Genomic DNA, 25,218 nt, shown 5'->3' with positions numbered 1-25,218 from the left:
CACACCGGCGAGGAGGCCGACTCGTCCGAGAACTCCGCCCGGCGCCCTCTGGCCCTCACCTCTCCCGGCCGGTCACGCCCCGTCGGCCGCCCACCCCTGCCGACGCAGCACGCCCGACACGTCCGGTGCCTCGTAGTGGGCGCCCTTGAGCACCTTGCCGTCGGCCCGCCGGGCGACCTGACCGTCGGGGCCCAGCTTGGTCATGTTGGAGCGGTGGATCTCGGCCAGCACGGCGTCGAGGTCGATGCCGTGCACCAGGGCCGTGCCGTACGCGACGTAGACGACGTCCGCCAGCTCGTGCGCGAGTCTGTCGAGCGGGCCGGTGACGGAGACCTCTGCGACCTCCGCGGCCTCCTCGGCGAGCAGCTCTCCACGGTGTGCGGCGAGTTCAGGCGGGACCTCGGTCGGTGTACTGCGGGCGTCGAGCCCGAAGGCGAGATGGAAGGCACGGACCAGGTCAGCGGGCGACGAACTCATACGGCGACTGTAGCGGCCGGGTCCGACAGTCCTTTCCGTGCGGATGCGGCCGGCTCCGACAGGCCTCCCCGCTGATGCGCCCGGCCCCGGCAGCCGCCTCCCCCGCTCCCCCTGTGACCCCCCGCCCTGGTCAGGACCGCATGGCGGCTGGCAGGATCGCGGCCATGTCCAAGGCACTCTCCCGCATCAGCAGGCGCCGGGCCCTGGAGGGCGCGGCCGCCGGGTTCGTCGCCCTCGGATTGCTGCTGTGGTGGCTGCTGCCCCTGGGCGAGGAGCCGCCGAGCGGGACGATCACGTTCAGTACGGGCACGCGCGCGGGGGTCTACCAGGAGTACGGCGAGCTCCTGCGCAACGAGCTGGCCAAGGACATGCCACAGCTGAAGGTGCGGCTGCTGACGAGCGACGGGTCGCAGGAGAACGTCGAGCGTGTGGCGACGGGGCAGGCCGACTTCACGATCGCCGCCGCCGATGCGGTGGACACGTTCAAGATCGACGACAAGCCCGTGACCGAGCGGCTGCGCAGTGTCGCCCGCCTGTACGACGACTACGTACAGCTCGTCGTCCCGCCGGACTCGGACATCCGCTCCGTGGCGGACCTGAAGGGCAAGCGGGTGGCCATAGGGCTGCCCGACTCCGGTGTGCGGCTGATCGCCACGCGCGTGCTCGAGGCCGCCGGCATCGACCCGGAGAAGGACATCACTCCCCGGTCGGACGGCATCGACACCGGACCCAAGCGGCTGGGGCACGAGCTCGACGCGTTCTTCTGGTCGAGCGGGGTGCCCACGGACGGGCTGGAGAAGATCGCCGAGACCTCCGGGTTCCGGTTCGTGCCGATCGACGCCTCCCTCGTCGCCAAGGTGCACGCGCAGGGCGACGCGGCCCACTTCTACCGCGCGACCAATATGCCGGAGTCGGCCTACCCCACCGTCCAGAACGGGGACACGGTGCCGACGATCGCCGTCTCCAACCTGCTGATCACCCGCAAGGACATGGACCCCCGCCTCACCGAATGGTTCACCCGTACGGTGATCAAGAGCCGCGACGGCATCGGCGCGCACGTCCACTCCGCGCAACTGGTCGACCTGCGCACGGCGATCTACACGGACCCCCTGACCTTGCACGACGGCGCCCGGAACTACTACCGCTCGGTCAAACCGTAGGAACCCTGCCGGACGGCGCTAGGACGTCGGCCCCGACCTGGGCACCGTCACCGTCACCCGCAAGCCGTGCGGCTCATGACGGCCGTACGAGATGGAGCCCCCGGCCGCCGCGAGCAGCACGCGCGAGATCGACAGCCCCAGGCCCGAGCCCTTGACGTTCTGGTGCCGGCCGCTGCGCCAGAAGCGGTCGCCGATGCGGGCGAGTTCCTCGTCGGTGAGGCCGGGGCCGTTGTCGGTCACGACGATCGTCGACGTACTGCCGTTGGAGGCGACGGTCACCTCGACCCGCTCGCCCTCCGGGGTGAACTTGACCGCGTTGTCGATCACCGCGTCCAGCGCGCTGGACAGCGCGATCGGGTCGGCCCACGCGGTGGTGGGCGGGCAGTCCCCCACCAGCCGTACGCCCTTGGCCTCGGCCGTCGGCGACCAGGCCGCGACACGCTCGGTGGCCAGCGCGCCGACGTCGGTGAGCCGGAGATCGGCCTCGGCGTGCTCGGCCAGGGCCAGGTCGAGCAGGTCGTCCAGGACCTGCGCCAGGCGCTTGCCCTCGCCCTGTACCGAAGCGATCTCCTCATTGCCCTCGGGAAGTTCGAAGGCGAGCAGCTCGATGCGCAGCAGCAGCGCCGCGAGGGGGTTACGCAGCTGGTGCGAGGCGTCGGCGACGAAGGCGCGCTGCTGCTCCAGCACGTCCTCGACGTTGTCCGCCATCTCGTTGAACGACCGGGCCAGCCGCCGAAGTTCCGGCGGACCGCTGGCCACAGCGACGCGTGATTTCAGGCGGCCGCTGGCGATGGCGTGCGTGGTGGCGTCGAGCACCCGAACCGGCCTGAGTACCCAGCCGGTGAGCCGGAGCGCGGCGCCGACGGCCACCAGCATCGCGGCCGTCAGCCCCGCGCCGATGATCAGCCAGCCGTGCAGGATCCGCGAACGCATCTGCCCGGTGGGCGAGTCCGTGACGACGACCGCGACGACGTCGCCGTCCCGGATGACCGGCGAGGCGATGACGAGGCGGCCGCGCTGCCAGGGCCAGACCTGCTTGGGGTCGTGGCTGCGCCGGCTGAGCAGCGACTCCTCGAAGGCGTCGCGCACTTCGCCGGTCTCGGGCAGGAACCAGGTCGTCGGCCCGTTGGCCAGGGGCGTGTCGTTGGGCAGGAAGACGCCGGCCCGGATGCCGTAGACGTCGTAGTACCTCTCGAGTTCCCGGCTCAGGATGCGGAGCTCGTCGCGGGGCCCGGAGGTGGTGTCGGCGCCGGGCCGTGCGATGGCCGCGAAGTACGCCGTGTCGTCGATCCGGTCGACGACGACCTTCTGCTGCTGGGCCGCGGCCAGGCTGACGGCGAGCGGTACGCCGAGCGCGAGCAGCACGGCCGCCATCAGGACGATGAGCAGCGGGAGGAGACGAGTGCGCACCCTTGCCCGCTACGAGGCCGGGGAGACGAGTCGGTAACCGACGCCGCGTACGGTCTCGATCAGCGCCGGCATGCGCAGCTTGGCGCGCAGGGACGCCACATGCACCTCAAGGGTGCGCCCCGTCCCCTCCCAACTCGTGCGCCACACCTCGCTGATGATCTGCTCCCGGCGGAAGACCACTCCGGGGCGCTGGGCGAGCAGGGCGAGGAGATCGAACTCCTTGCGGGTCAGTTGGACAACCGAACCGTCGACGCTGACCTGGCGGGTGGGCAGTTCGATGTGTACGGCGCCCAGACGCAGCACACCGTCGCCACCCGTTTCGGCGTCCTCCTGCACGGTGCGCCGGCTGACGGCGTGGATCCGGGCGAGCAGTTCTCCGGTGTCGTACGGCTTCACCACGTAGTCGTCGGCCCCGAGGTTGAGGCCGTGGATGCGGGAGCGGACGTCGGAGCGCGCGGTGACCATGATCACCGGGGTGCTGGTGCGCTTGCGGATCTTGCCGCAGACCTCGTATCCGTCCTGGTCGGGCAGGCCGAGGTCAAGGAGGACGACACCGAAGCCGTTGCCCTCGGGGACGAGTGCCTGGAGGGCCTCCTCGCCGCTACGCGCGTGCGTGACCTCGAAACCGTGTCGTGCCAGGACCGCGGACAACGCGGCGGCGACATGGTTGTCGTCCTCTACGAGGAGCAGTCTCATCCCGGCCTCCTTCGGTTCATCGGCCGTACGATTCAGGTAGCTAAACAGTGCGTGCACACGCGCGCGTGCATCATGGCAGTCACGCTGATGGACGACGACGCCGTCAAGTGGGTTCCGGTTGCTCGCAGCTTCCGTTATCCAGCCGGTACGCGCGCAGGTCTCAAGTGCTACGACACGTGTCCGATTGCTATCGGATCGTGATGCTCAGATTCCCCTCAGAACTAATGACGCAGGTCGGATACGGTTATTACTGTCCTCCGAAACCGAGGAGGACGGAGCCTGAGAGCGATGACCGAAGTATCGGTGGCCAAGGAAGATGTGGCCGCGACCGGCGAGCTGGTCGTCCTGAAGAACGTGAACAAGCACTTCGGCGCGTTGCACGTGCTCCAGGACGTCGACCTGACGATCGCCCGCGGCGAGGTCGTCGTGGTCATCGGACCCTCTGGGTCCGGGAAGTCCACCCTGTGCCGCACCATCAACCGCCTGGAGACGATCGACTCCGGCGCGATCGCGATCGACGGCAAGCCCCTGCCCGCTGAGGGCAAGGCGCTGGCCAAACTGCGTGCCGACGTCGGAATGGTCTTCCAGTCCTTCAACCTTTTCGCGCACAAGACCGTGCTCGAGAACGTGATGCTGGGCCAGATCAAGGTCCGCAAGACCGACAAGAAGAAGGCCGAGGAGAAGGCCCGCTCCCTGCTCGACCGGGTGGGCGTGGGCAGCCAGGCGGACAAGTACCCCGCCCAGCTCTCCGGCGGCCAGCAGCAGCGTGTGGCCATCGCCCGTGCGCTGGCCATGGACCCCAAGGTCATGCTCTTCGACGAGCCGACGTCGGCTCTCGACCCGGAGATGATCAACGAGGTCCTGGAGGTCATGCAGCAGCTCGCCCGCGATGGCATGACCATGATCGTCGTCACCCACGAGATGGGCTTCGCCCGTTCGGCCGCCAACCGGGTGGTGTTCATGGCGGACGGCAAGATCGTCGAAGAAGCTGTGCCCGACCAGTTCTTCAGCAACCCGCGCAGCGACCGCGCGAAGGACTTCCTGTCCAAGATCCTGCATCACTGACGGGGTGGGATTCCGCCCCACTGACGGGGTGCGAACCCGCACCACTGAACGGACTGCTTCACGCACCCGACGACCTGCGTCACCCGCCGTTTCTGACGGCACGCATCTCTTCTCCACGCAAAGGATGTTCACCATGAAGCTCCGCAAGGCCTCCGCCGCGGCCGCCGCTGCACTCGTGCTCTCGCTGACCGCCACCGCCTGTGGTGGTGACAACGGCGACAGCAACAGCGGCTCGGGTTCCGATGGCGGCAAGAAGATCAAGATCGGCATCAAGTACGACCAGCCCGGTCTCGGCCTGAAGGAGCCCGACGGTTCCTTCTCCGGCTTCGACGTGGACGTGGCGACGTACGTGGCCAAGCAGCTCGGTTACAACGCCGACCAGATCGACTTCGTCGAGACCAAGAGCGCCGACCGCGAGAACGCGCTCGCCCGTGGCGACGTGAAGTTCATCGCGGCGACCTACTCGATCACCGACGAGCGCAAGGAGAAGGTCGACTTCGCCGGCCCGTACCTGCTGGCCCACCAGGACCTGCTGATCAAGTCCGACTCGGACATCTCCGAGGCCACCGACCTCAACGGCAAGAACCTGTGTTCCGTGACCGGCTCCACCTCGGCGCAGAACATCCACGACAAGATCGCCCCGAAGGCCAACCTCAAGGAGTACAGCGGCTACTCGGAGTGCATCGCCGCCCTCCAGAGCGGTGCCGTGGACGCGGTGACCACGGACGACTCGATCCTCGCAGGCTTCGCGGCACAGGAGCAGTACAAGGGCCAGTTCAAGCTCGCCGGCCTCAAGCTGAGCAACGAGAACTACGGCATCGGTGTGAAGAAGGGCGACACCGAGACCGTCAACAAGATCAACGCCGCCCTCGAGAAGATGGTGAGCGACAAGGCCTGGGACAAGGCCGTCACCGACAACTTCGGTCCGGCCAACTACAAGAACGAGCCCGCGCCGAAGATCGGCGTCATCGTCAAGTAGCGCAAGGATCCACCGGCGCGCCGCCGTCCACCGCGATCAGGGCGGCGGCGCGCCGCGCTATCCACGTACGCCACCCACCCGGAAGCGCGGGAGATCGTGTTCGACTTTCTTTCTGACTATGACAACCCGACCCTGTTGGGCGCCTTCTGGATGACGGTGAAACTCACCTTCTTCTCCGGCATCGGCTCCCTTATCTGGGGAACCCTCCTGGCCGCGATGCGAGTCAGCCCAGTCCCGCTGATGCGCGGGTTCGGCACGGCCTATGTGAACATCATCCGGAACATCCCCCTGACGGTCATCATCATCTTCACCTCGCTCGGCCTTGCCAACATCTTCCGCGTGACGATGGGCAGCGACGACTTCAAGGTCCAGGACTTCCGCCTGGCGATCCTCGGTTTCGTCACCTACACCGCCGCCTTTGTCTGTGAGGCGCTCCGTTCCGGCATCAACACTGTGCCGCTCGGACAGGCCGAGGCGGCCCGAGCCATCGGATTGACCTTCAGCCAGACCCTCCGGCTCATCGTGCTGCCACAGGCCTTCCGCTCGGTCATCGGTCCGCTGGCCAACGTGCTGATCGCGTTGACCAAGAACACCACCGTGGCGGCCGCGATCGGCGTGGCCGAGGCCGCCTATCTGATGAAGGGCATGATCGAGAACGAAGCCGAAGTCCTGCTCATCGGCGCGATCTTCGCCTTCGGTTTCGTGGTACTGACTCTGCCCACCGGCCTCATCCTCGGCTGGCTGAGCAAGCGACTGGCGGTGAAGCGATGACCTCCGTTCTCTACGACGCTCCGGGCCCCCGCGCCAAGCGGCGCAATGTGATCATCTCGGTGGTCTTCTTCGCCCTGCTCGCCCTGGCCGCATGGTTCATCTGGTACAAGATGGACGAGAAGAACCAGTGGGCGTGGGCCCTGTGGAAACCGTTCACCCAGTCGGAAGCCTGGACGACCTATCTGCTGCCAGGTCTCGGCAACACGCTGAAGGCCGCGGCGCTGGCCATGGTGATCGGCCTTCCGCTGGGCGCGTTCTTCGGTATCGCACGCCTCTCCGACCACGTGTGGGTGCGTCTTCCGGCCGCCTGGGTGGTCGAGTTCTTCCGGGCGATCCCGGTCCTGCTGCTGATGCTGTTCGCCAACGAGTTCTACAACAGCTACACGGGCGTCTCCAGCGAACAGCGGCCCCTCTACGCGGTCGTCACCGGTCTGGTGCTCTACAACGCGTCCGTCCTCGCCGAGGTCGTAAAGGCGGGCATCCTCTCCCTGCCAAAGGGGCAGTCGGAGGCTGCCATGGCGATCGGCCTGCGCAAGAACCAGACGATGCGGAGCATCCTGCTGCCGCAGGCCGTCACCGCCATGCTGCCGGCCATCGTCAGCCAGCTCGTGGTCATCGTGAAGGACACCGCGCTGGGCGGCGTGATGATCGGGTTCACCGAACTGCTCAATGCACGCCAGACGATGTCGGCCTTCTACGCCACCGTCATCCCCAGCTTCATCGTGGTGGGGCTCATCTACATCGTGCTCAACTTCATCCTCACCAGCTTCGCGAGCTGGCTGGAGAAGAGGCTGCGGCGCAGCAAGAAGAGCACAGGCGCGGTCCTCAGCGCCGAGGACATGGAGGAGCTCAACCCGGCTGCGGTTGGTGGCTCCTTCGGAACGGGCGGCGAAGGCGGGGGGCTCCCGGGCTCCAGGACCTATACCTGACGAACAATCAAATAGCATGAACGACCCGGAGGGCAGTGGCATGATCGCCACTGCCCTCCGTCACTTGACGCAAGCACCGGCAATGGGTTGCATACGTTCTGTGATCGTGCACCCTGCTCCAGCTTTCTGTTCACTTGCGTCCCTCGGGACACCGCTGCGGGCAGGGGGCGGCGCGCCGTGGACCCGGTGATCATCGTCGGAGCGGGGCCGGTCGGGCTCACGCTCGCCCTGGCCCTGGCCCGTCAGGAGGTGCCGTCCGTCGTCCTCGACGAGGGCCCCGGCAAGGACGAACCTCGCCTCGCGCGCACCGCCGTCCTGCGCGAGGACACCACCGCTCTCATGGAACGCCTGACGGGTGTGCCGGTCGCCGAGGCCGGGGCCCGCTGGGCCGGATGGCGGGCGATGCGGCGCAAGCAGGTGATGCGCGAGGTCACGTTCGGCGCCGCCGCAGACGGGGGCGGGGGCGTCATGAGCCCTGGGGGCGTCACGAAGCCTGGGGGTGTGACGAGCCCTGAAGGCGCCACGAACCCCGCCCCTCTGCACATCGCCCAGCACCTGCTGACCGACGCCCTACGCGCGGCCCTCGCCGGCGAACGGCTCGTCAAGGTCGTCGTGGACAGCCGCCTGGACGCGATCGAGCAGGAACCCTCGGGCGTCACCGCCCACACCCGCGGCCCCAAGGGCACCTGGTGGCGGGGCAGTTACCTGGTGGGCTGCGACGGTCAGCGCTCGACCGTACGAAAGCTGGAGGACATCCGTTTTCCGGGCCGTACGGCGGTGGAGCGACACGCCGTGGCCGCGCTGCGCGCGGAACTTCCGTGGGACGGCAAGGCGTTGCTCCATCGGATGCCGCCGTGGCGGACGTCCGGTCCTTCGGGCGGGGAGGTGACCGGACGGCCGCTCCCGGACGGGGTGTGGCGCCTCGACTGGCTGCTGCCGCCGGGCAAGGACCTGGTCACCCCCGACATGCTGGTGGCCCGCGTCCGGGAGACGCTCGCCGGGTGGACCGGCGGGCCGACACCGCCGTACGAGCTCCTCGACACCGGGGTTCACACGGTCCACCACCGCCTGGCCCGGCGCTGGCGTGTGGGCCGCGTCTTTCTCGCCGGGGACGCGGCGCACTGCCTCGGCACGCTCGGCACGCACGGCCTGGACGAGGGGCTGCGGGACGCCGACAACCTCGCCTGGAAGCTGGCACCGGCCTGGCACCACGGGCCGCACGAAGCGCTGCTCGACAGCTACCAGGCGGAGCGGCGCGCGGCCGTCGCCGCCCGGCTGCGCGCCGCCGACCAGGCGCTGCCGCTGCTGCGCGGCGGCGGAGGGCTGCGCGCGGTCGTCCCCGGCTCGGCCCGGGGTCATGACGCGCTGCTGATGGACGGCCACCTGGGGCACGGAGCGATCGGTGCGCCGGGGACGTACGCCGACTCCCCACTCGCGCCCCCGCCCCTGGAGGGCGAGGTCCCCGTGGACACACCGCGCGGTGCGCCGGTCACGGACGTGCGGGTCACCGCGGAGGACGGGTCCTTCGTACAGCTGCGGGACCGGCTCGGGCGCGGCGCGCTGCTGGTCGTACTGATCGCGCCGGGCACGGGCGTGTGGGACCGCAAGCACTGGGCCACCGCCGGGATCATGCCCCGGCTGGCCGCCGCGGTGACGGCACTGCCGTATCCGGCCGAGCTGCTGGTCGCGGAGAGCTATCCGGGGGCGGCCGCGCATTCGGTCCTGCTGGTGCGGCCCGACGGGCACCTGGTGACGGCGTTGAGCGGGGTGCGGCCGGCCGATCTGTACGCGGCGGCCGAGGCGGCGCTGGGCGGCCCGGTCAAGGCACAGGCCGAGGCGGCGGAGGAGGCGGGGGCCGCGGTCGTCTCGCGCTGATGCCGTCGTCTCGCGCTGATGCCGTCGTCTCGCGCTTATGCTGCCGTGTGGCGCTGATGCCGTCGTTCGGAGGTCGTACTCACCTGGGAGCAGCACTCACCGTCACTGTCCGGTCCGCATAGCGACAGTGAGTTGACCGGTTCGCACCGTCATGGTGTACTCCCGACCATGACCGACACCTGTGTGCGCCTGTGGCGGAGGGTCCATATGGACCTCGTCCGCTATGTGGGCTGCGTGTGTCGCCCGTCCTGCTGAATTCGCATCCCCTGTCTTCCGCGCGCGGCACGCCTGCCGCCTTCTCGCCTCTGCTGTCGCGCGCTCTTGGCGAACTCTCACCAGGACGGTGCCCGTGTCTGTATCCCCTGCCGCCGCTGCCGCTTCTCAGCAGGTTTCCGCGGCGGTCTCCGCGCCGGTTTCCACACCGACGCAGGCGGACCTTCTCGACTTCGTACGGCGTACTGCCGCCGACGCCGACTTGATCGCCTCGCTGCCGCTCGATCCCGAGGGTCGTACCTGGGTACGGCTCGAGGGCCCCGGCGGCAGCGAGGCCTGGTTGATCGGCTGGCCGCCCGGGACGGGCACCGGCTGGCACGACCACGCCGACTCGGTCGGGGCCTTCGTGACGGCGGCCGGTGAGCTCAAGGAGAACTCGCTCGCGGTCCGGCTGCCCGCCGACGGCTGGAAGACGCTGGAACTCACGGACGACGTGGACCGGGAACGCCGGCTGCCGGCCGGAAAGGGCCGCTCCTTCGGCCATCACCATGTGCACGAGGTCCTCAACGACTCCGCCGACCAGCATGCGATCTCCGTCCACGCCTACTACCCGCCCCTGCCACAGATCCGCCGCTTCAGCCGCAGCGGGCCCATCCTGCGCCTGGAGCAGGTGGAACGTCCGGAGGACTGGCAGTGAGCGGGGCGGTTGTCGGGTCTGCAGCGCGTGATACGGGCGAACGGCCGGTTGTCGGGGGGAGTCGAAAGTGAGCGGCGTGAGTGAGCGGCCCGTCGGCGGGGACCCCGTCGGCGGGCAGCAGTCGAAGGTGGGCGTGGGCAGCGTGGATGAACGGCCGGTCGGCATCGACGAGTTGCTGGAGCGGGTGCGCGCGGGCTACACGCGGATCGAGCCCAGGGAGGCGCACGAGGCCGCCCGGGCCGGCGAAGCTCTGCTGGTCGACATCCGGTACGCGGCCCTGCGCGAGCGGGACGGTCTGATACCCGGCGCCCTGGTCGTCGAGCGCAACGAACTCGAGTGGCGGCTCGATCCGCAGGGCAGCCATCGCGCCTCCGAGGCCACCAGCCATGAGCTGCGGGTCGTGGTGATCTGCAACGAGGGGTATGCGTCGAGCCTGGCCGCGGAGTCACTGCAGCGACTGGGACTGCGCCGGGCCACCGATCTGGTCGGGGGGTTCCAGGCTTGGCGGGCGGAGGGACTTCCGGTGAGGTCGGGGGCGGAGGCCTAAGCGCTGCCTAACGGCGGCGGCCCCGGCCCCGAACGCGATGGGCGCCCCCGCGCGTTCACCGTGTCCGGGGCCGGAATCCTGCCGTCCCGGCCCTTCACCCACCTCATGCACCCACCCCCAGCGCCCATACGGTGCCGTGGCCGTGGGCCGTCGGAATCAGAACCCCTCGTCCTCGAGGAACTCCGTGTCCTCCCCCTCTTCCTCCAAGGCCTGTCGGACCACCCGAAGGGCCATGCCCTCGGGGTAGCCCTTGCGGGCGAGCATGCCCGCGAGGCGGCGCAGGCGTTTGTCGCGGTCGAGGCCGCGGGTGGAGCGCAGTTTGCGGGCGACGAGTTCGCGTGCGGTCGCCTCCTCCTGCTCGGAATCGAGCTGGGCGACGGCCGCGTCGATCAGTGTGGAGTCGACGCCCTTGGTGCGCAGTTCCTGGACAAGCGCACGTCGAGCCAGTCCACGGCCGTGGTGCCGGGACTCCACCCAGGCGTCCGCGAACGCGCTGTCGTTGATGAGACCGACCTCCTCGAACCGCGACAGCACCTCCTCGGCGGCCTCGTCCGGGATCTCCCGCTTGCGCAGGGCGTCCGCGAGCTGCTTGCGCGTGCGCGGGGTCCCGGTGAGCAGGCGCAGACAGATCGCCCGTGCCTGCTCCACCGGGTCCCCCGGGGGCGCCCCCTTCTCGGCCCTCGACGAGGAAGAGGCGCCTCCGTCCTCACCGGACGACTCTGTGCGGCCGCGCCGGCGACGCCCGCGTGAGCCACCCGAGCCATCCGTACCCCGGGCCCCACCGCGGCTTCGGCGCGAGCGGCCTCCGAGCACTCCTGCGTCATCCGCCGAGCCGCCCTCCGGCCACACTTCGCTGTCCGCCCCGCCGTGGCCCGGATCATTGCCGTACGCCAGGCCCGGCCCATCGCCGTACGTCGGGCCTGACTCAGTGCCGTGCCCCCCGTAGTTCCCGTACGACCCGCTCGTGCCGTGCGGCGTCGTGCCGTCGTGTCCCCCGTCCGTGTCATGGGCCGTGTCTCCGCGGGCGTAGCCGCCCGTCCCGGAGGAGGCCCTTTCGCCGCCTCTCGCCCGCTCATGCGGAGCGTCCGGGTAGGCGGCGTACTCGGCCCAGTCCGTGCGTCGTGTCACGGGTCAGCTCTTGGCTGCCGCGGCCTTGGTCTTGGCCGCCTTGGCCGCCGCCGGCACCGTCTTCGCGGCGTCGTCCGCAGTGGCGGAGACTGCGGCGTCCGCGCCCGGCTCGGCGGCCGGTTCCTCCGGACGCACGCCGACGCCCAGCTTCTCCTTGATCTTCTTCTCGATCTCGTTGGCCAGGTCGGGGTTGTCCTTCAGGAAGTTGCGCGCGTTCTCCTTGCCCTGGCCGAGCTGGTCGCCCTCGTACGTGTACCAGGCGCCGGCCTTGCGGACGAAACCGTGCTCCACGCCCATGTCGATCAGACCGCCCTCGCGGCTGATGCCCTGGCCGTAGAGGATGTCGAACTCGGCCTGCTTGAAGGGCGGCGCGACCTTGTTCTTGACGACCTTGACGCGGGTGCGGTTACCGACCGCATCCGTGCCGTCCTTCAGTGTCTCGATGCGGCGGATGTCGAGTCGCACCGAGGCGTAGAACTTCAGCGCCCGGCCACCGGTCGTGGTCTCCGGGGAGCCGAACATCACACCGATCTTCTCGCGGAGCTGGTTGATGAAGATCGCGGTGGTCTTGGACTGGTTGAGCGCGCTGGTGATCTTCCGCAGGGCCTGGCTCATCAGACGGGCCTGCAGACCGACGTGGCTGTCGCCCATCTCGCCCTCGATCTCCGCGCGCGGAACGAGCGCGGCGACGGAGTCGATGACGATGAGGTCGAGGGCGCCGGAGCGGACCAGCATGTCCACGATCTCCAGAGCCTGCTCGCCGTTGTCCGGCTGGGACAGGATCAGGTTGTCGATGTCGACGCCGAGCTTCTTCGCGTACTCGGGGTCGAGGGCGTGCTCCGCGTCCACGAAGGCGACCTGGCCACCGGCCTTCTGGGCGTTCGCCACCGCGTGCAGGGTCAGGGTCGTCTTACCGGAGGACTCCGGGCCGTACACCTCCACCACACGGCCACGCGGCAGGCCGCCTACACCGAGGGCGACGTCGAGTGCGGTCGACCCGGTGGGGATGACCTCGATGGGCTCGTTCGGCCGCTCGCCGAGGCGCATCACGGCACCCTTGCCGAACTGCCGTTCAATCTGTGCGAGCGCGGCGTCGAGCGCCTTCTCGCGGTCGGTTCCTGCCATGGGTTCCACCCGGTTTGCTTGAGTCGATCGCTTCACGTCAAAGACGCTAACGCCTGCCACTGACAATGCGCCCCGACGCCCGTCCGGCCTGTGGATAACTCGGGCGCATCTCCATCAAAACCGTGGCGAACTGCCCGCCGAGCGTCTCGCCGGAGCCTCCATGAGAATGGATGTTCGATTTTCGTGTCAAGCGCACCACACGACACCTTCGAGGCTACGTGTCGTCCTCGAAGGTGGGGTGAAGGTTGTGACTGAGCGCGGTGTTCGCGCACGAGACGACGACGCTCACAGCGCCGGGCAGCCCCGCGAGCACACCCAGTACCGAGCCCCGGCTACAGGACGAGCAGGAGCGCTGCGGCCACGACGAGCCGGGACAGGGCGGCCACCACCAGATCCGCCCAGGCCGGAACCCGAAGCCGACCACGGTCGCCGGATTCCCGTCGCGCGCAGCTGGGGCTCAGGCGGAGTTCCCGCCGGAGCTCCCCGTCTCTGCCCGGGACTGCTTCCCCGGCCGTGGTGCCCACAGGTCACGTGCGCGTGCGAACAGGCTGCCGCCTGCGCCCCGTCCGCGGTGCCCATGGACGCGCGGATCGTCCGTGACGTCGTACCGCTTCACGTAGGCCCCGAGGAACGCCTGCAGCGTGGCGATCGCCGGGATGGCGATCAGTGCGCCCACCGCGCCGAGAAGGGCGGTGCCCGCGACGACCGAACCGAAGGCGACCGCGGGGTGGATGTCGACGGTCTTCGCGGTCAGCTTGGGCTGCAGCACATAGTTCTCGAACTGCTGGTAGACCACGACGAAGACCAGCACCCACAGTGCGTACCAGGGATCGACCGTGAAGGCGATCAGCATGGGCAGGGCGCCCGCCAGATACGTGCCGATGGTGGGGATGAACTGCGACACCAGGCCGACCCACACGGCGAGCACGGGCGCATACGGCACGTCCAGACTCGCCAGCAGGATGTAGTGGGCTATGCCGGAGATCAGCGCCATCAGGCCGCGCGAGTACAGGTAGCCACCGGTCTTGTTGACGGCGATCTCCCACGCGCGCAGCACCTCGGCCTGCCTGGCCGGTGGCAGTACGGAGCACAGTGCGCGGCGCAGTCGCGGGCCGTCCGCGGCGAAGTAGAACGAGAAAAGCGTGATCGTCAGCAGCTGGAAGAGACCGCCGAGGACCTGGGCTGACACGTCCAGGACGCCGGTGGCGCTGTTCTGCACGTAGTTGCGCAGCCAGTCGGAGCGCAGCAGGCCCTCCTGGACGTCCACGCGGCGCAGTTCGGTGTGGAAGTGCGTGTTGATCCAGTTGATGAGGGAGTCGAGGTAGTTCGGGAAGTCCTCGACGATCTTGATGATCTGGCCCGCGAGCATGGACCCGAGCAGCGTCACGAATCCGGCGGACACGATGATCACGGCGAGGAAGACGATGCCGGTGGCCAGTCCCCGACGCATGCCGCGCGAGGCCATCCAGCTCACCGCCGGCTCGATGGCCAGGGCCAGGAAGAACGCGATGAGGATGTTGATCAGCAGCCCGGTGAGCTGGTGAAAGGCCCAGCTGCCCAACTGGAACGCACCGACGAGCGCCAGCGCGAGCACCATGGCCCGCGGCAGCCAGCGAGGCATGCGGCTGTCCGACCCGGCGGCGCCCTCGCCCGGAGGCCGGCTGGGCGGCGTCGTGCCGAACGGGGATCCGTGCCGGGCGAGCTGCCCGGTCTCGTCAGTACGTGCCACGGAGCAAGTGTCGCCCACGCCACCGACAACCGGCTGCCGTCCTGCGATCCACGTGACCGGTCAGTGCTTCTCTCCCGGAACGTTCATGACGGCGCAGACCACACGCCACACGTCCTTGGCCGCCCAGCCGGCGTCCAGCGCCTCGTGCACCGTGCGCCCGCCGAGCTCCGCCATCACGTGGTCGCGCGCGAAGGTGTCGGCGTATCCCGGACCGAAGTGATCCACCATCCGCTCCCAGAAGACCGTCAACCGCATGAATTTCGCTCCATACACACCTTGACCTGCATGTTTCCCACCTTTCACGCCCGCGCACGACCGTCAGGGGGTTTTCAGGGAGTTCACCTCCCCGCTGAACCAAGCATCCATGGCGGCGCGACCTGGCCTGGCTGCGTCGGACGTGAAGTGCGTGTATGTACGCAGAGTAAAGCCAGGGTCGGCGTGCCCGAGCCGGCGGGCGGGAGACGATCGACTCGACGGCTTCGAGCTGGACGCCGGCGTAGGTGTGACGCGGGGCGGGGAAGCCGAACTCGCGTGACGGTTCCCACTTGCTCCCCGTCGGAATCGGGATCGGAATCGGGCTGCTGCCCACCCTCGTACCTCTCAGGTTCACGCCCGTCCACCGGTGTTCTTGACTGAGTTCCCGCAACAGCGAACAGACCACGACTTCTCCGGCAGCGGTCGGCTCGGACGAGGACCGGAGGGGCTGCTGCGAGAAACGGGGGAGCACGTGAGGAACGCGTCCATACTGCGGTTGGGGCCCGTGGCCAGTCTGAAGGTTTCCGTGTGCCGTCAGCCTCTGCCGACGGTGCTGTCACTGCTGGCCGATGCCCTCGGCGCGGCCGTCCAGGGAGTACCGCCCGAGTGGCGGTCCGCGGCTCGCCGAGCGTGTCCGCGCGCCGCGGCCCAGGCACTGAGTCCCGCATGCGGCAGCGACCGGTTGTGGCTGCCGGACTGTCTGTCCCCGTCGCCGCTCGACACGGACGACGTCCCCGCACAACTCGACCGGGCGGCCGCGGTCACCACGGAGCGACTCGCCGACGAACTGACCGAGCGGTTCCCGGCCGGCATCCCCGACGCGTGGCAGCGCGTACTCGAACGTCCGGCGCCGTTCATCGACGGCTACGTCCATGCGGCGGCGGGTATCTGGTCGGCGTTCGCGCCGGTATGGCATCGGTCGCGGCACCTTCTCGAACGTGAGGTGGAGCGCATCGGAATCGCCGCGGTCACCGAAACGCTGGACACCGCCCTGACGGGTCTCGGGCCTCGCGTCCACCGAACCCCGGAGGGGCTGGGGCTGCCGGGGCGCGCCACGGGCACGCTGGACCTGCCCGACCGCAGGCTCCTGCTCGTTCCCCTGGTGTCCGGTAACACCGCGGCGGTGCTCGGCGTCGGTGGGAAGGGCCCGTCCTGGATCGGCTACCCGGTGCCGGGGCTGCGGGAGCTGGCGGACGGTGCGGCCACCACGAACCACCGTGTCCTCGACCCTCTGGAGGCGGTCCTCGGCGATATGCGGGCCCGGGTCATGCGTCACGCGCACCGGGGGTTGACCATGGGAGAGGTGAGCGCGCTGCTCCAGTGCGCGCCCGGAGCCGCGACGCACCACTGCAAGCTGCTGGAGGCGGCCGGACTCGTCCGGCGCAAGCGTCAGGGTCAGCAGGTGCGGCTGCTGCTGACCTGGCGCGGCGAACGGTTGCTGGGTGCCCTCGTCCCCTGAGCCGCCGCCGACCGGGCGCTCTCAGGGCAGCGCGGCGACAGCGGCCGTTCCGTCGGCCGGCCCTTTGCGGCGCTGCCCGCGCCGACCGCGCTGGTACGCCTCGGCCTGAAGCCTGAACAGTCGGGCGTAGGTGCCGTCGGCCGCGGTCAGTTCGTCGTGACTGCCCTGCTCGATGACCCGGCCGGACTCCATGACGTAGATCCGGTCGGCGTCCCGGACGTTGGAGAACCGGTGGGAGATCACCAGAACCGTCCGGCCCGCGAACAGGGTGCGGATGCGGCCGAAGAGATCGGCCTCCGCCTGCGGGTCGAGGGAGGCCGTCGGCTCGTCCAGGATGACGAAGGGCGAGTCCCGGTAGAAGGCGCGGGCCAGGGCCAGCCGCTGCCACTGGCCCAGCGACAGGTCGGCGCCGTTGCTGAACTCCTTGCTCAGAACCGTGTCGTAGCCCAGCGGGAGCCCCTCGATGACGCCGCGAGCCCCCGCGTCGGCCGCCGCACCGGCGACGGCGTCCACATCCGCGGGCTCCTCGGGACGGCCGAAGGCGATGTTGTCCCGGGCGGGAAGCTTGAAGCGGACGAAGTCCTGGAAGACCATCGCCGTCGCGGCCCGCCGCAGCTCGGGGCGGGACTCGCCGAGCCCGTTCCACAGCAGGCGTCCGCCGTCGGGCTCGTACAGGCCGGCGAGGATCTTCGCCAGTGTCGTCTTGCCCGAGCCGTTCGCTCCGACGACGGCGATCAGTTCGCCGGCCCCCAGCTCCACCGACACGTCGTGCAGCGCGGCCCCGGCGGATCCCGGATAGGTGAAGGAGAGCCTGTCGGCGCGCAGGGAGGAGAAAGCCGGCCGCGCGGGCGGGGAGGCCGGAGAGCGGCTGCCGTCCAGCACCGCGGCAGCGCGCCCGCGATCCGTGCCGTCGCCGTCCCGTGTGAAGGAGCGGATGTCCTTCACGTACGCGGCGGAGGCGCCGATGTTGTTGAAGAGGTAGCCGAGCATCTGCACGCGGGTGGCGAGCATCAGCAACGCCGCCAGCGCCGCCAGCGCCGTGGGAAGGGCGACGCCACCACTGCGTACCGTCCACCACATACCGCCGATGACGGCGACGAAGAGGACATCACCGATCAGCCGCGCGAGCACCTTCCGGCGGGTGTGCCGGCGCTGCATCGCGGCCGTACTGGCGATTTCCCGGGCGTAGCCGCTGTTCCAGCGGTCGCGCAGGGTGTCGCCCAGGTTCAGGGCGCGGATCTCCTTGGCCGCGTCCTGCCCGGCCAGGAGGTGCTCGAGGTACTCGCGCGCCCGGCGACCCTCCGCCAGTTGCCCGTGCAGACGGTAGTCGGCGTCCCTCTCGTCGCGGGCCGCCTTGAGCACGGGCAGCACGGCCAGCAGCGTGAACGGCAGCAGCCACCAGGTCATGACGGCGAACGCGGCTCCCACCGCGGCCATGCTCAACAGCGCCTGGAGCGCGCCGATCAGGGCCGTCACCACCATCACCGGCTGGGACCTCGAGGCGAACACGGCCTGCTGGAGCCGGTCGTGGAACGCCGGGTCCTCGAAGCGGGCGAGGTCCGACCGTGCCGCGCTCCGCAGCACCGCGGCCATGATGTGCCGGTCGGTCTTCATGGTCAGCATCCGCTGCCAGCCGCTCGCGACCGTACGCAGCATGCCGCCCGCGGACGTGAGCACCACCAGCCCGCACAGCGCGAGGAGCAGCCCGTCCCCCGACGGGCGGTCCGCGCCGCCGGGCGAGAACGCCGTTCCCAGCGTGTCCCGCAGCACCAGCACCAGCGCGGCCAGGCCCGCCGCCGTCAGCAACTGCACCGCGACGATGCCCGCCAGCCGCGAACGGTCCGCCTGCCACGCCATACGCACCATGTACGCGCTGGCCCGCATCAGGTCGGCGGTGCTGATCCGTGCCTCCTCACCGGTCTCGTCCGTGGTTTCGGCCATGGTCGCGTCCAGGCCGTCAGGGCGCTCCGCATCGGCTCGTGCCATTGGTCAGGTCCTTTCCGGGCTCTCCGCCCGGTGGTCGCAGAGTGCGGCGCAGGCCGTCAGCCATGCGTCGTGCTCCCGCGCCACGGTCTCCAGGCTTTCGCGGTGGCGGAAGTTGTGTCCCTCGTACGGCAGGAGAACGAGCCGGCCCCGTCCACCAGTGGCCACGACGGCGCGGTACAGGGCCACCGCCTGGTCCGGCGGGGTGGCCACGTTGGTGTCGTCGAGGCCGTGGACGAGCAGCACCGGGCGGGTCAGGCGGTCGGCGAAGTCGAGGGCGCTGAAGGCCCGGTAGAGCTCGGGGACCTGCCAGTAGCTACGCCGCTCGTACTGGAAACCCTCCGGCGTCAGCGTCCGGTTGTAGCACCCGCTGTGCGCTATCGCGCCCGCCAGTGACGGGCAGTGGGCAAGGGCGTGGAGGGCGACGGTGGCGGCGAAACTGTGGCCGCCGACCACGACGGGGCCGCCCCGCGAGGGCCGTTCCCGCAGGATCGCCACGGCTTGATCGACCGCATGGACGATCTGCTGCCGGACAGCGTCCGGCCGGGCGTCGGCCGTCCACACGAGAGGGAGATCGAGCAGCCAGGTGCGCGACCGCAGGCCGGAGAGATGGACGGGGGCGCCCCCGTCCGCTGCCGCGCCCTGCGTCGGTGCGCCGGTGCTGCGGCGCACCTGGATCCACAGCAGCTGCGCCGCTGTGTGCGCTCCTCGGGCCGGGCCGTCGACGTGGGTCAGCCGGGCGCTCTCCCCTCCCGGCGGCGGGGCCAGGACGAGCGCCGGTGGCACGGCTCGACCCCGGGTGCGGGACGGTGCCGTACCCACCGGCGGGGGGACGGTCCCATGCACCCGCTCCAGGCGACGGCCGCGCAGCTCGTGGCGGTCGAAGCGGCCCGCACGACGCGTGACGAGGCGGGGGACACCGTCCTCGACCGTGGCCCAGCTGGATTCGAGGGGGCTGTCGCCCTCTTCCCGCGGTGGTTCGAGCGCGATGCGTGCGACCGGCTCGCCGCGGTCCAGCCGGAGGAACCCGGCCCGGCCGTCCTGCACACAGGAGATGACGACCCCGGCCTCGTCGTGACCGGCCGCCTGCGGGCCGAGTCTGCCCAGTGCCGGCGGCAGCGCCACTCGGAGGTCGTCGTCACCGGCGCGCAGGCGAAGCGACGCGCGGTGGCGGCTCACGACGGCCGGCTCGCCGCCCACCGTCAGGCAGTGCCACCACACGGGCGGATCGTCGACGTCATGAGTGACCGTCAGTCCGGAAGCCGAGGCCCGCTCCTGGGCCGCGGGAGGACCTGCGCCGTCGGACAGCGTGCGCAGCTCGATGGCCGTGCCGCCCGCGACGACCGTGCTCGAAGCGGTCGTGTCCGCGTCGTGGCCCGTGGCCCAGCGGGTGGTTGCCCGTACGGCCGTCCATGAGCCGTTGTCGGTCCGCAGTACGGCGCGAGACCAGACGAGCCCGTCGCCGGATCCCGTCGGCCGCCGCGCCGAGCCGCTGTCGGCCGCGGTGCTGTGCTCGACGAGGAGACGCCGTCCACTCGGAGAGGCTTCCAGTCCTCCCACGAGCAACGGCGGGGTCAGCGTGCGCAGGGCTCCAGTGGCCGGGTCGACCACGGACACCGAGGCGCCGGCCAGGCGCAGGAGTTCGGCGTGACCGGGAACGAAGGCGACATGACCCGGTCCGGCGGCCTCGTACACCATCGGACTCCACGCCCGGCCCCGGCCGCCCTCGTCCGTCAGGTCGGTCGCCACGAGAGCGGGCAGCGCGAGAAGGGCCGACTGCCCGTCCGCGCACCATGCGAGGGCCGATCGGCCCGGGCGGCGGGAGACCAGGGACAGCGCGGCCCGCACCCCTTGGTGGACGGTCAGTCGGCGGGTCGCGTAGTCGGCGCTCCACGGGTGCAGGCCGTCGCCCTGCTGGACGAGGCCCGCGACGAGGGGGAGCCGGGGATGCCAGGCGAGCCCCGCGGACAGGACCGTCCGCAGCGGCAGCCGCCAGGGAGGCGATCCGGGCATGCCGCCGATCTCCACGTCGGCGTGCCGGGCACGTGTCGGCGCGACACCGGCCAGGCCGGGATCCACCGGCAGGTCCCGCCAGTGGACGGTCCGGGGGTTGTGGTCGGCCACGGAAGACCGTGCGGCGGAGCCGAGTACGGCCCAGACGGACAGATCCGGCCGGAAGAGCACGGTCCGCGAGCGCACGGTGTCGTATGCGGCTCCGCCGGGCCGGGCGAGGACGGCGGACCCCAGGGGTTCAGGCGGCATGCGGCGCGTCCGCCCCGGCGATGACGATGGTGTCGATCAGGGCCTTGACCGCCCCGATCCCGGAAACCGGCGAGCAGACGGGGTCGCCCGCCGCGTCGACCGGCAGGGCGCACGGCACCGACATGTCCGCCATCTCCGGCGGCAGTTCGCTGCCGCTGCCGACCACCGTCAGGGTGACGCGGTCCTGGCGCACCGGCTCCATCGCACCGAGCAGCTGCTTGAGCGCCCGGCACGCGGGGCAGTTGTCCGAGACGTACAGCCGTACGGCGGCCACCGCCTGCTCGCAGCGTTCCACCGCATCCGCCGCACCTTGTGCCCTTTGCCGGTCGGCGAAGAGTACGGCGGCCGCCGTCACGGTGGCGGCCAGCGCGGCGGTCGCCCCGCGCAGCCGGGGCCGGGCAGGCAGCTCGCAGGCGAGCAGAGTGGCCGCCAGGGCGCTGCCCAGGGCATTGGCACCGATGTGCGCTCGGCCCACGGTCGCCAGGCGGGCGGCTCCGAAGCACGCGCAGCGCTGTCCGTCCAGGGACTGCGCCACGGCGGTCAGCGTGCCGTAGGTGACCACGGCGGTGGCCGGAGCCGCGCGGCCGGGCAGCAGGACGAGCGAGGCCGCCGCGGCCAGTTCCGCACCGCCCGCCAGACGGGGCCCGAGCGGCGCGCGCAGGGGTCCTTTGCGGTACGGCCACGCCAGCCGGGACGCGGGGGTGAGGAGTTTCGCGGCACCGCCGACGAGCAGCGGTCCGGCCAGTGCGGCCAGTGCCGCCTGCGGAAGTCGGGATGGCATGGGACCTCACTTCGCTTCGTCGGTGACGACGAGCCACTGGGATGTCAACAGGTCGCGGACCACTCGCCGTACGTCCGGGTCGCCGGGGTCGGGCCGTTCGCCCGCCAACAGGCGCCCCATCACCGCGGCGTCCTCCTCGACGCATTCGGCAAGGGCGAGGGTCTTCTCGTTCAGCAGGACCGCGCCCCCGAAGGGCAGCCACGTCAGCCGTACTCGGGGTCCGAGGACGAAGCGCCCGGAGGGGTTCCTTGCGGGAGCGGTCATGGCGGTCAGCCCTTCAGCCATCGGTCGATCCAGAGCAGTCGGAGCAGCGGCAGGGCGTGGTCCGCGCGGCCGGGGCCGCTCCTCAGCAGACCGGCCACCGCCCCCGGGTCGATCACCCCCATGTCCGCCAGGGCGCTCTCCCGCTCCAGCTCATCGATGATCTTGGCGCGTTCGCGATGCAGATACGCGGCTGCCGCGAGCCTGAGGTCGAACGACGACGAGGCGCGTCGCAGCCCACGCACCCGGTGCCGGGCGACCGCCGCGACCAGCGGCCCGTTGTTGCGGAACAGCCCCCGGGAGACGCGGCCGAGCCGTTCGGGGGGCAGGACCTCCAGTGCCCCCAGCACCGACGGATCGAGGGCCGGAAGGACCAGGCTGTCCCGGGGCACCCGTTCGGTCACCCCGGCGTCGGCACGGCCCAGCAGCGGGCCCAGGAAATCCAGATGGTCCTTCCAGACGGACAGGGATGCCTGCTGGGTCGTCTGCAGGGCGACGCGGCCCTGCGGCGTCATCACCGGCAGGTCGCGCCTGCCGAGCGGGGGAGGCGGAGGAGGCCCGTCGAGAGGCTGGGCGTCCTCAGGGGCGCCCGCGTCGGGCCGATCGCTGCGCACCACACCCTGCGCCAGCAGGTCGGCGGCCTCCCGCAGGGAGGGCAGCACACCGGAGAGGTGGAACGGTTCGCAGGTCAGGAGCCGCCAGTCGCGGTGTCCCATGTCGAGGTCGGACAGTTTGGCGGCGGACAGGTCCTCCAGGAGGGCGGCCGAAGCCAGCGGCCGTCCTGTCGCGGAGGACAGCGCGGCGGCCAGCCTGCGCGGGAACTCCACGTCGGGCAGGGTCGGCGTCAGCCCGCCGAGGGGGGCCCGGTGGTGGTCGAGCAGGTCGAACACGTCGATCGGTACCCGCCGGACGTCCAGCCCGCGAACGGCGGCCGGGGCCGGGCGGAAGCCGGGCAGACCCAGGTCGGCGTGGACCAGTTGCGGTCGGTGGCCGACGGCCAGCGCGGCAACCGCGAGGAAGGCGGACGACAGTCCACCGCCGTAGGCGATGGCATAGCCCTCGGGCGCGGCGGCCAGGACGTCGGCGACCGCCCCCAGGAGACTGCCCGACTCGGCCGGCAGGGGCGGGCGTCGGCGGGAGACGGTGACCCCACCGGGTCCCACGTGCACCGCTGTGCCCAGCGCCAGACGGCGGACCCCCGGCAGTGGTGTGGCGTCCGGGGGCGGAGCCAGACCGTGGACCAGGGCAAGCAGGGTGCCCGGTGCGGGAAGGTGCCTGTCGGGCAGCTGCCCGTCACTTCCACCGGCGAGGTCCGCGGGGTCCTCGCTCCACTCCAGCCGCCCGGGACCGACGCGGTAGTACACGTCTTTCTCGCCGATCCCCCGCCGTTCCAGCGCCAAGCCCCGGGTCCCCACGGGCGCGGTCTCGGCGTCGTGCCGGTCCGTGGTCACGACCTTCAGCACGATGCTCCCTCCCCTGCGCACAGCACCTCGGTGTACTCCTCCCGGACGGGCAGCGATGTGCTCACCACGGCGCCGGCGCACTGCACCCAGGCGTAGAAGCCCCCCGGTGCCACGACGGGGGCCGTTTCCCGGCCGATATGAAAGGAGGCCGGATATCCGAGCGAAATCAGGCCCGCGGCCACGAACAATGCATCCTCGACCGGGTCGAGGAAACCCATGAGTATTCTTTCGGCCATTCGCAGACGGGCCACCGCGGACGGCGCGCCGCGCGCTGCCGCACCGAAGTTCCGCTGCGCGTGCGGCCATTCCAGTTCGTATGTACCGCCGTCACGCCGGGCGGACAACACGAACTCCCGTGCCGTCCGCGCCGCTTTCCACAGTCTCAGCATTCCGCTGCCCCCAGGCTGCCGCGGTGGTGGAGTGGGGCCGTCGTGCCCCCCTCACGGTCGTCCCGACCCCGCCGGGGCGGCGGACCTGTTCCGGGTCCGCCTCCCCGACGGGGGCACTCATCCGCCGGCTGTCAGCCCTGCAGGTAGCAGTGGAACCACTCGCAGATCAGGCCGTGGCAGCACTGAGAGTCCCAGGCGCACGACTCATAGCGCGGAATGCAGCCCTCTTCCACAGCCGTCGCCTCCGCGTGCAGATGCTGCTGCAGTCCATTGCCGGCGAGTCGCTCGGACAGTGACGTCACAGACATGACATCTCCCAACTCGGGATTAACGGATGACCGGTCGGCCAACCTCTTGAATCCGACAGAACCACATTCATCAGTGGCCTTCAAGGCTCTTTCGGATATTCACCGATGCCGCATAAAGAATCTATTTACTCAAGCATTTCAAGGAATTTGGAACCGTGAAAGAACAGGCCCTGCACGCCCCCTGCCAGGGCCTGTTTTCCGCGCATTCGATGATGTTTGCCGTGCAGTCGCCGGAGGGCGTCCTCGGTGCGCTCCGCTTCCGCATGCAGTTGCCTGTCCGTTCGGGAGTGAAGCACGGTGTCCATGACTGCTGGCCCGGGATACGTCAGCATGGTGTGCCGACGTGGATGACTGAGCCTGTCCGGGACGCCTGCGGGCGGTCGGGCCAGGGAGCGATCGAGTCGTATGGGGGGCGCGTGGACCGGAGTGAGGACCAGATCCTGGCTGATGAGCTTGGGGCTCTGGGTGCTGTGAGTGGGGGCAGCGGTCGCCTGGTCCGGTGGGTGGCCATGCTCATGAAGAAGAACGTCCATGAGATCGACCTCGTCATCCCGTTGCCGTTCGACGACGCCGTGGAGCGCGTCTCGAGCATGCTCCATCAGGTGGGGCGAGCGGTCGAGAACATGCACGTCGCCCCTGGCAGGGACGAAGAGACCATCCGTGTCGTCGCGCGCGGCGGTGTCGGCGGCATGAATCCTGTAGTGGTGACGGCGCTGGTGTCGAAAGGCGGGCAGAACAGCTCGGAGGTCCGGATTCGCGCCGCTGCCAAGGAAGGTCTGATCAAGCAGCGAGCAGGCGAGAAAACCGCCGCCCTCGTCGCGGCCCTGCTGCACAAGGCGAGATAGGCCTGCCGGACGAGCGGCGCGGTCGGCGGCGTCCCACCATCACCTCGAAGTGACTCCGGCTTGGAGAGGTGATGCCGGCGGTGCGAAGGCGCACGGTTCATCGAAGAAGCTGAAGAAGCTGCCGGGTCCGCAGGCAATGGTGGAGTCGGCCGAGGCAGCGGTTCAGCAGCTGGCGCCGTGCGGCAGCGTGCCGGTCTCCGTGTCCGCAACGGCGGCCGACGTGGCGTTTCCTGCCGGAGGCGCGGGTGATCGGAGCGGAGCCGGCGTAGGACTTCGATGCTCTGGCGTCGGTGAAGCGGCTGCGGTCGTCGCCGGTCCCGGCGGGCACCCGAGCACCGAGCAGGGGCCCAGGCCAAGGAAGCCGGGCAGGCGGCGCCCGGCTGCTCCGGTCCGCCGGATCGGCTGAGCCGA

At 70.3% G+C, this 25,218-nt stretch carries 24 protein-coding genes and 1 pseudogene; 10 read left to right on the top strand and 15 right to left on the bottom strand.

The features are described 5' to 3' along the window. Positions 1–72 precede the first annotated feature (72 nt). Complete coding sequence (locus tag AB5J49_RS34825) at positions 73–477, bottom strand: MazG nucleotide pyrophosphohydrolase domain-containing protein (RefSeq protein ID WP_369172819.1); 405 nt, start codon at positions 475–477, stop codon at positions 73–75. A 164-nt stretch (positions 478–641) separates the two neighbouring features. On the opposite strand from AB5J49_RS34825, the gene AB5J49_RS34820 reads away from it, so the two are divergent. Next, positions 642–1,637 carry a TAXI family TRAP transporter solute-binding subunit gene (locus tag AB5J49_RS34820; RefSeq protein WP_369172818.1) on the top strand — a complete coding sequence of 332 codons (996 nt, stop codon included), beginning with the start codon at positions 642–644 and terminating at the stop codon, positions 1,635–1,637. An 18-nt stretch (positions 1,638–1,655) separates the two neighbouring features. Here AB5J49_RS34820 and AB5J49_RS34815 read toward each other — a convergent pair whose 3' ends face one another. Further along, a complete protein-coding gene (locus AB5J49_RS34815) occupies positions 1,656–3,047 on the bottom strand; it encodes a sensor histidine kinase (RefSeq protein WP_369172817.1) in 1,392 nt (463 codons plus the stop codon). Positions 3,048–3,056: 9 nt separating this feature from the next. Next, on the bottom strand, positions 3,057–3,743 hold the full coding sequence (locus tag AB5J49_RS34810) for a response regulator transcription factor (protein WP_274244128.1): 687 nt from the start codon (positions 3,741–3,743) through the stop codon (positions 3,057–3,059). 288 nt (positions 3,744–4,031) lie between these two features. Between AB5J49_RS34810 and AB5J49_RS34805 the strand changes: the two genes are divergently transcribed. The 7 genes from AB5J49_RS34805 to AB5J49_RS34775 all read left to right on the top strand — a co-directional run bounded on the left by AB5J49_RS34805 (position 4,032) and on the right by AB5J49_RS34775 (position 10,819). Further along, positions 4,032–4,808 (top strand): amino acid ABC transporter ATP-binding protein, encoded by a 777-nt coding sequence (locus AB5J49_RS34805; RefSeq protein WP_369172816.1) that lies wholly within the window; start codon positions 4,032–4,034, stop codon positions 4,806–4,808. A 133-nt stretch (positions 4,809–4,941) separates the two neighbouring features. Then, entirely contained in the window at positions 4,942–5,787 is an 846-nt protein-coding gene (locus AB5J49_RS34800) for a glutamate ABC transporter substrate-binding protein (RefSeq protein ID WP_369172815.1), read from the top strand. A 96-nt stretch (positions 5,788–5,883) separates the two neighbouring features. Then, positions 5,884–6,558 carry an amino acid ABC transporter permease gene (locus AB5J49_RS34795; RefSeq protein ID WP_369172814.1) on the top strand — a complete coding sequence of 225 codons (675 nt, stop codon included), beginning with the start codon at positions 5,884–5,886 and terminating at the stop codon, positions 6,556–6,558. Continuing rightward, positions 6,555–7,487 (top strand): amino acid ABC transporter permease, encoded by a 933-nt coding sequence (locus tag AB5J49_RS34790; protein WP_369172813.1) that lies wholly within the window; start codon positions 6,555–6,557, stop codon positions 7,485–7,487. Before AB5J49_RS34795 ends, AB5J49_RS34790 begins: the two co-directional genes overlap by 4 nt. A 177-nt stretch (positions 7,488–7,664) precedes the next feature. Beyond that, on the top strand, positions 7,665–9,362 hold the full coding sequence (locus AB5J49_RS34785; RefSeq protein WP_369172812.1) for an FAD-dependent monooxygenase: 1,698 nt from the start codon (positions 7,665–7,667) through the stop codon (positions 9,360–9,362). A 349-nt stretch (positions 9,363–9,711) separates the two neighbouring features. Further along, complete coding sequence (locus AB5J49_RS34780) at positions 9,712–10,272, top strand: cysteine dioxygenase (RefSeq protein ID WP_369172811.1); 561 nt, start codon at positions 9,712–9,714, stop codon at positions 10,270–10,272. A 133-nt stretch (positions 10,273–10,405) separates the two neighbouring features. Beyond that, positions 10,406–10,819, top strand: coding sequence for a rhodanese-like domain-containing protein (locus tag AB5J49_RS34775; RefSeq protein ID WP_369175360.1), 414 nt, complete (start codon positions 10,406–10,408; stop codon positions 10,817–10,819). Positions 10,820–10,975: 156 nt separating this feature from the next. Here the strand turns inward: AB5J49_RS34775 and recX are convergent, their stop codons facing one another. The 4 genes from recX to AB5J49_RS34755 form a co-directional block, all read right to left on the bottom strand. Beyond that, the gene (gene recX / locus AB5J49_RS34770; RefSeq protein WP_369172810.1) at positions 10,976–11,947 is read right to left on the bottom strand and encodes a recombination regulator RecX; all 972 of its coding nucleotides are present in this window, start codon (positions 11,945–11,947) and stop codon (positions 10,976–10,978) included. Positions 11,948–11,950: 3 nt separating this feature from the next. After that, entirely contained in the window at positions 11,951–13,072 is a 1,122-nt protein-coding gene (recA, locus tag AB5J49_RS34765) for a recombinase RecA (RefSeq protein ID WP_369172809.1), read from the bottom strand. Positions 13,073–13,529: 457 nt separating this feature from the next. Beyond that, positions 13,530–14,801, bottom strand: coding sequence for an AI-2E family transporter (locus AB5J49_RS34760; protein WP_369172808.1), 1,272 nt, complete (start codon positions 14,799–14,801; stop codon positions 13,530–13,532). A gap of 60 nt (positions 14,802–14,861) precedes the next feature. Then, the gene (locus tag AB5J49_RS34755; RefSeq protein WP_369172807.1) at positions 14,862–15,056 is read right to left on the bottom strand and encodes a DUF3046 domain-containing protein; all 195 of its coding nucleotides are present in this window, start codon (positions 15,054–15,056) and stop codon (positions 14,862–14,864) included. 526 nt (positions 15,057–15,582) lie between these two features. Between AB5J49_RS34755 and AB5J49_RS34750 the strand changes: the two genes are divergently transcribed. After that, positions 15,583–16,515 (top strand): ArsR/SmtB family transcription factor, encoded by a 933-nt coding sequence (locus AB5J49_RS34750; protein ID WP_369172806.1) that lies wholly within the window; start codon positions 15,583–15,585, stop codon positions 16,513–16,515. 21 nt (positions 16,516–16,536) lie between these two features. Here the strand turns inward: AB5J49_RS34750 and AB5J49_RS34745 are convergent, their stop codons facing one another. From AB5J49_RS34745 to AB5J49_RS34715, 7 genes are all read right to left on the bottom strand, one after another. Then, positions 16,537–18,501, bottom strand: coding sequence for an ABC transporter ATP-binding protein (locus AB5J49_RS34745; RefSeq protein WP_369172805.1), 1,965 nt, complete (start codon positions 18,499–18,501; stop codon positions 16,537–16,539). A gap of 3 nt (positions 18,502–18,504) precedes the next feature. After that, positions 18,505–20,760: an alpha/beta hydrolase family protein gene (locus tag AB5J49_RS34740; protein ID WP_369172804.1), complete on the bottom strand. Its 2,256-nt coding sequence runs from the start codon at positions 20,758–20,760 to the stop codon at positions 18,505–18,507. Then, entirely contained in the window at positions 20,750–21,541 is a 792-nt protein-coding gene (locus tag AB5J49_RS34735; protein WP_369172803.1) for a hypothetical protein, read from the bottom strand. The genes AB5J49_RS34740 and AB5J49_RS34735 overlap by 11 nt, the downstream gene beginning before the upstream one ends. Before the next feature lie 6 nt (positions 21,542–21,547). Then, entirely contained in the window at positions 21,548–21,805 is a 258-nt protein-coding gene (gene adfB, locus AB5J49_RS34730; RefSeq protein WP_369172802.1) for an actinodefensin-associated protein B, read from the bottom strand. A 5-nt stretch (positions 21,806–21,810) separates the two neighbouring features. Beyond that, complete coding sequence (locus tag AB5J49_RS34725; RefSeq protein WP_369172801.1) at positions 21,811–23,265, bottom strand: hypothetical protein; 1,455 nt, start codon at positions 23,263–23,265, stop codon at positions 21,811–21,813. After that, positions 23,259–23,609 carry a hypothetical protein gene (locus tag AB5J49_RS34720; protein WP_369172800.1) on the bottom strand — a complete coding sequence of 117 codons (351 nt, stop codon included), beginning with the start codon at positions 23,607–23,609 and terminating at the stop codon, positions 23,259–23,261. The genes AB5J49_RS34725 and AB5J49_RS34720 overlap by 7 nt, the downstream gene beginning before the upstream one ends. Before the next feature lie 176 nt (positions 23,610–23,785). After that, positions 23,786–23,962, bottom strand: a complete 177-nt coding sequence (locus AB5J49_RS34715; RefSeq protein WP_274244098.1) for a hypothetical protein — start codon at positions 23,960–23,962, stop codon at positions 23,786–23,788. A 155-nt stretch (positions 23,963–24,117) separates the two neighbouring features. Between AB5J49_RS34715 and AB5J49_RS34710 the strand changes: the two genes are divergently transcribed. After that, entirely contained in the window at positions 24,118–24,807 is a 690-nt protein-coding gene (locus tag AB5J49_RS34710; protein WP_369172799.1) for a hypothetical protein, read from the top strand. Between the two features lie 39 nt (positions 24,808–24,846). Here AB5J49_RS34710 and AB5J49_RS34705 read toward each other — a convergent pair. Continuing rightward, positions 24,847–25,168, bottom strand: a pseudogene (locus tag AB5J49_RS34705) (transposase); the annotation flags it as partial. Positions 25,169–25,218: the final 50 nt, after the last annotated feature.

It is taken from the genome of Streptomyces sp. R28 (assembly GCF_041052385.1).
Taxonomy (GTDB): domain Bacteria; phylum Actinomycetota; class Actinomycetes; order Streptomycetales; family Streptomycetaceae; genus Streptomyces.
This window is presented reverse-complemented; position numbering and strand designations above follow the sequence as displayed.

Excerpts from the sequence above, each read along its gene's own strand:
- adfB (WP_369172802.1), bottom strand. The coding sequence starts at position 21,805 with ATGACCGCTCCCGCAAGGAACCCCTCCGGGCGCTTCGTCCTCGGACCC.
- AB5J49_RS34825 (WP_369172819.1), bottom strand. The coding sequence starts at position 477 with ATGAGTTCGTCGCCCGCTGACCTGGTCCGTGCCTTCCATCTCGCCTTC.
- AB5J49_RS34745 (WP_369172805.1), bottom strand. The coding sequence starts at position 18,501 with ATGGCACGAGCCGATGCGGAGCGCCCTGACGGCCTGGACGCGACCATG.
- AB5J49_RS34790 (WP_369172813.1), top strand. The coding sequence starts at position 6,555 with ATGACCTCCGTTCTCTACGACGCTCCGGGCCCCCGCGCCAAGCGGCGC.
- AB5J49_RS34810 (WP_274244128.1), bottom strand. The coding sequence starts at position 3,743 with ATGAGACTGCTCCTCGTAGAGGACGACAACCATGTCGCCGCCGCGTTG.
- AB5J49_RS34800 (WP_369172815.1), top strand. The coding sequence starts at position 4,942 with ATGAAGCTCCGCAAGGCCTCCGCCGCGGCCGCCGCTGCACTCGTGCTC.
- recA (WP_369172809.1), bottom strand. The coding sequence starts at position 13,072 with ATGGCAGGAACCGACCGCGAGAAGGCGCTCGACGCCGCGCTCGCACAG.
- AB5J49_RS34735 (WP_369172803.1), bottom strand. The coding sequence starts at position 21,541 with ATGCCATCCCGACTTCCGCAGGCGGCACTGGCCGCACTGGCCGGACCG.
- AB5J49_RS34715 (WP_274244098.1), bottom strand. The coding sequence starts at position 23,962 with ATGTCTGTGACGTCACTGTCCGAGCGACTCGCCGGCAATGGACTGCAG.
- AB5J49_RS34740 (WP_369172804.1), bottom strand. The coding sequence starts at position 20,760 with ATGCCGCCTGAACCCCTGGGGTCCGCCGTCCTCGCCCGGCCCGGCGGA.
- AB5J49_RS34820 (WP_369172818.1), top strand. The coding sequence starts at position 642 with ATGTCCAAGGCACTCTCCCGCATCAGCAGGCGCCGGGCCCTGGAGGGC.
- AB5J49_RS34755 (WP_369172807.1), bottom strand. The coding sequence starts at position 15,056 with ATGCGGTTGACGGTCTTCTGGGAGCGGATGGTGGATCACTTCGGTCCG.
- AB5J49_RS34805 (WP_369172816.1), top strand. The coding sequence starts at position 4,032 with ATGACCGAAGTATCGGTGGCCAAGGAAGATGTGGCCGCGACCGGCGAG.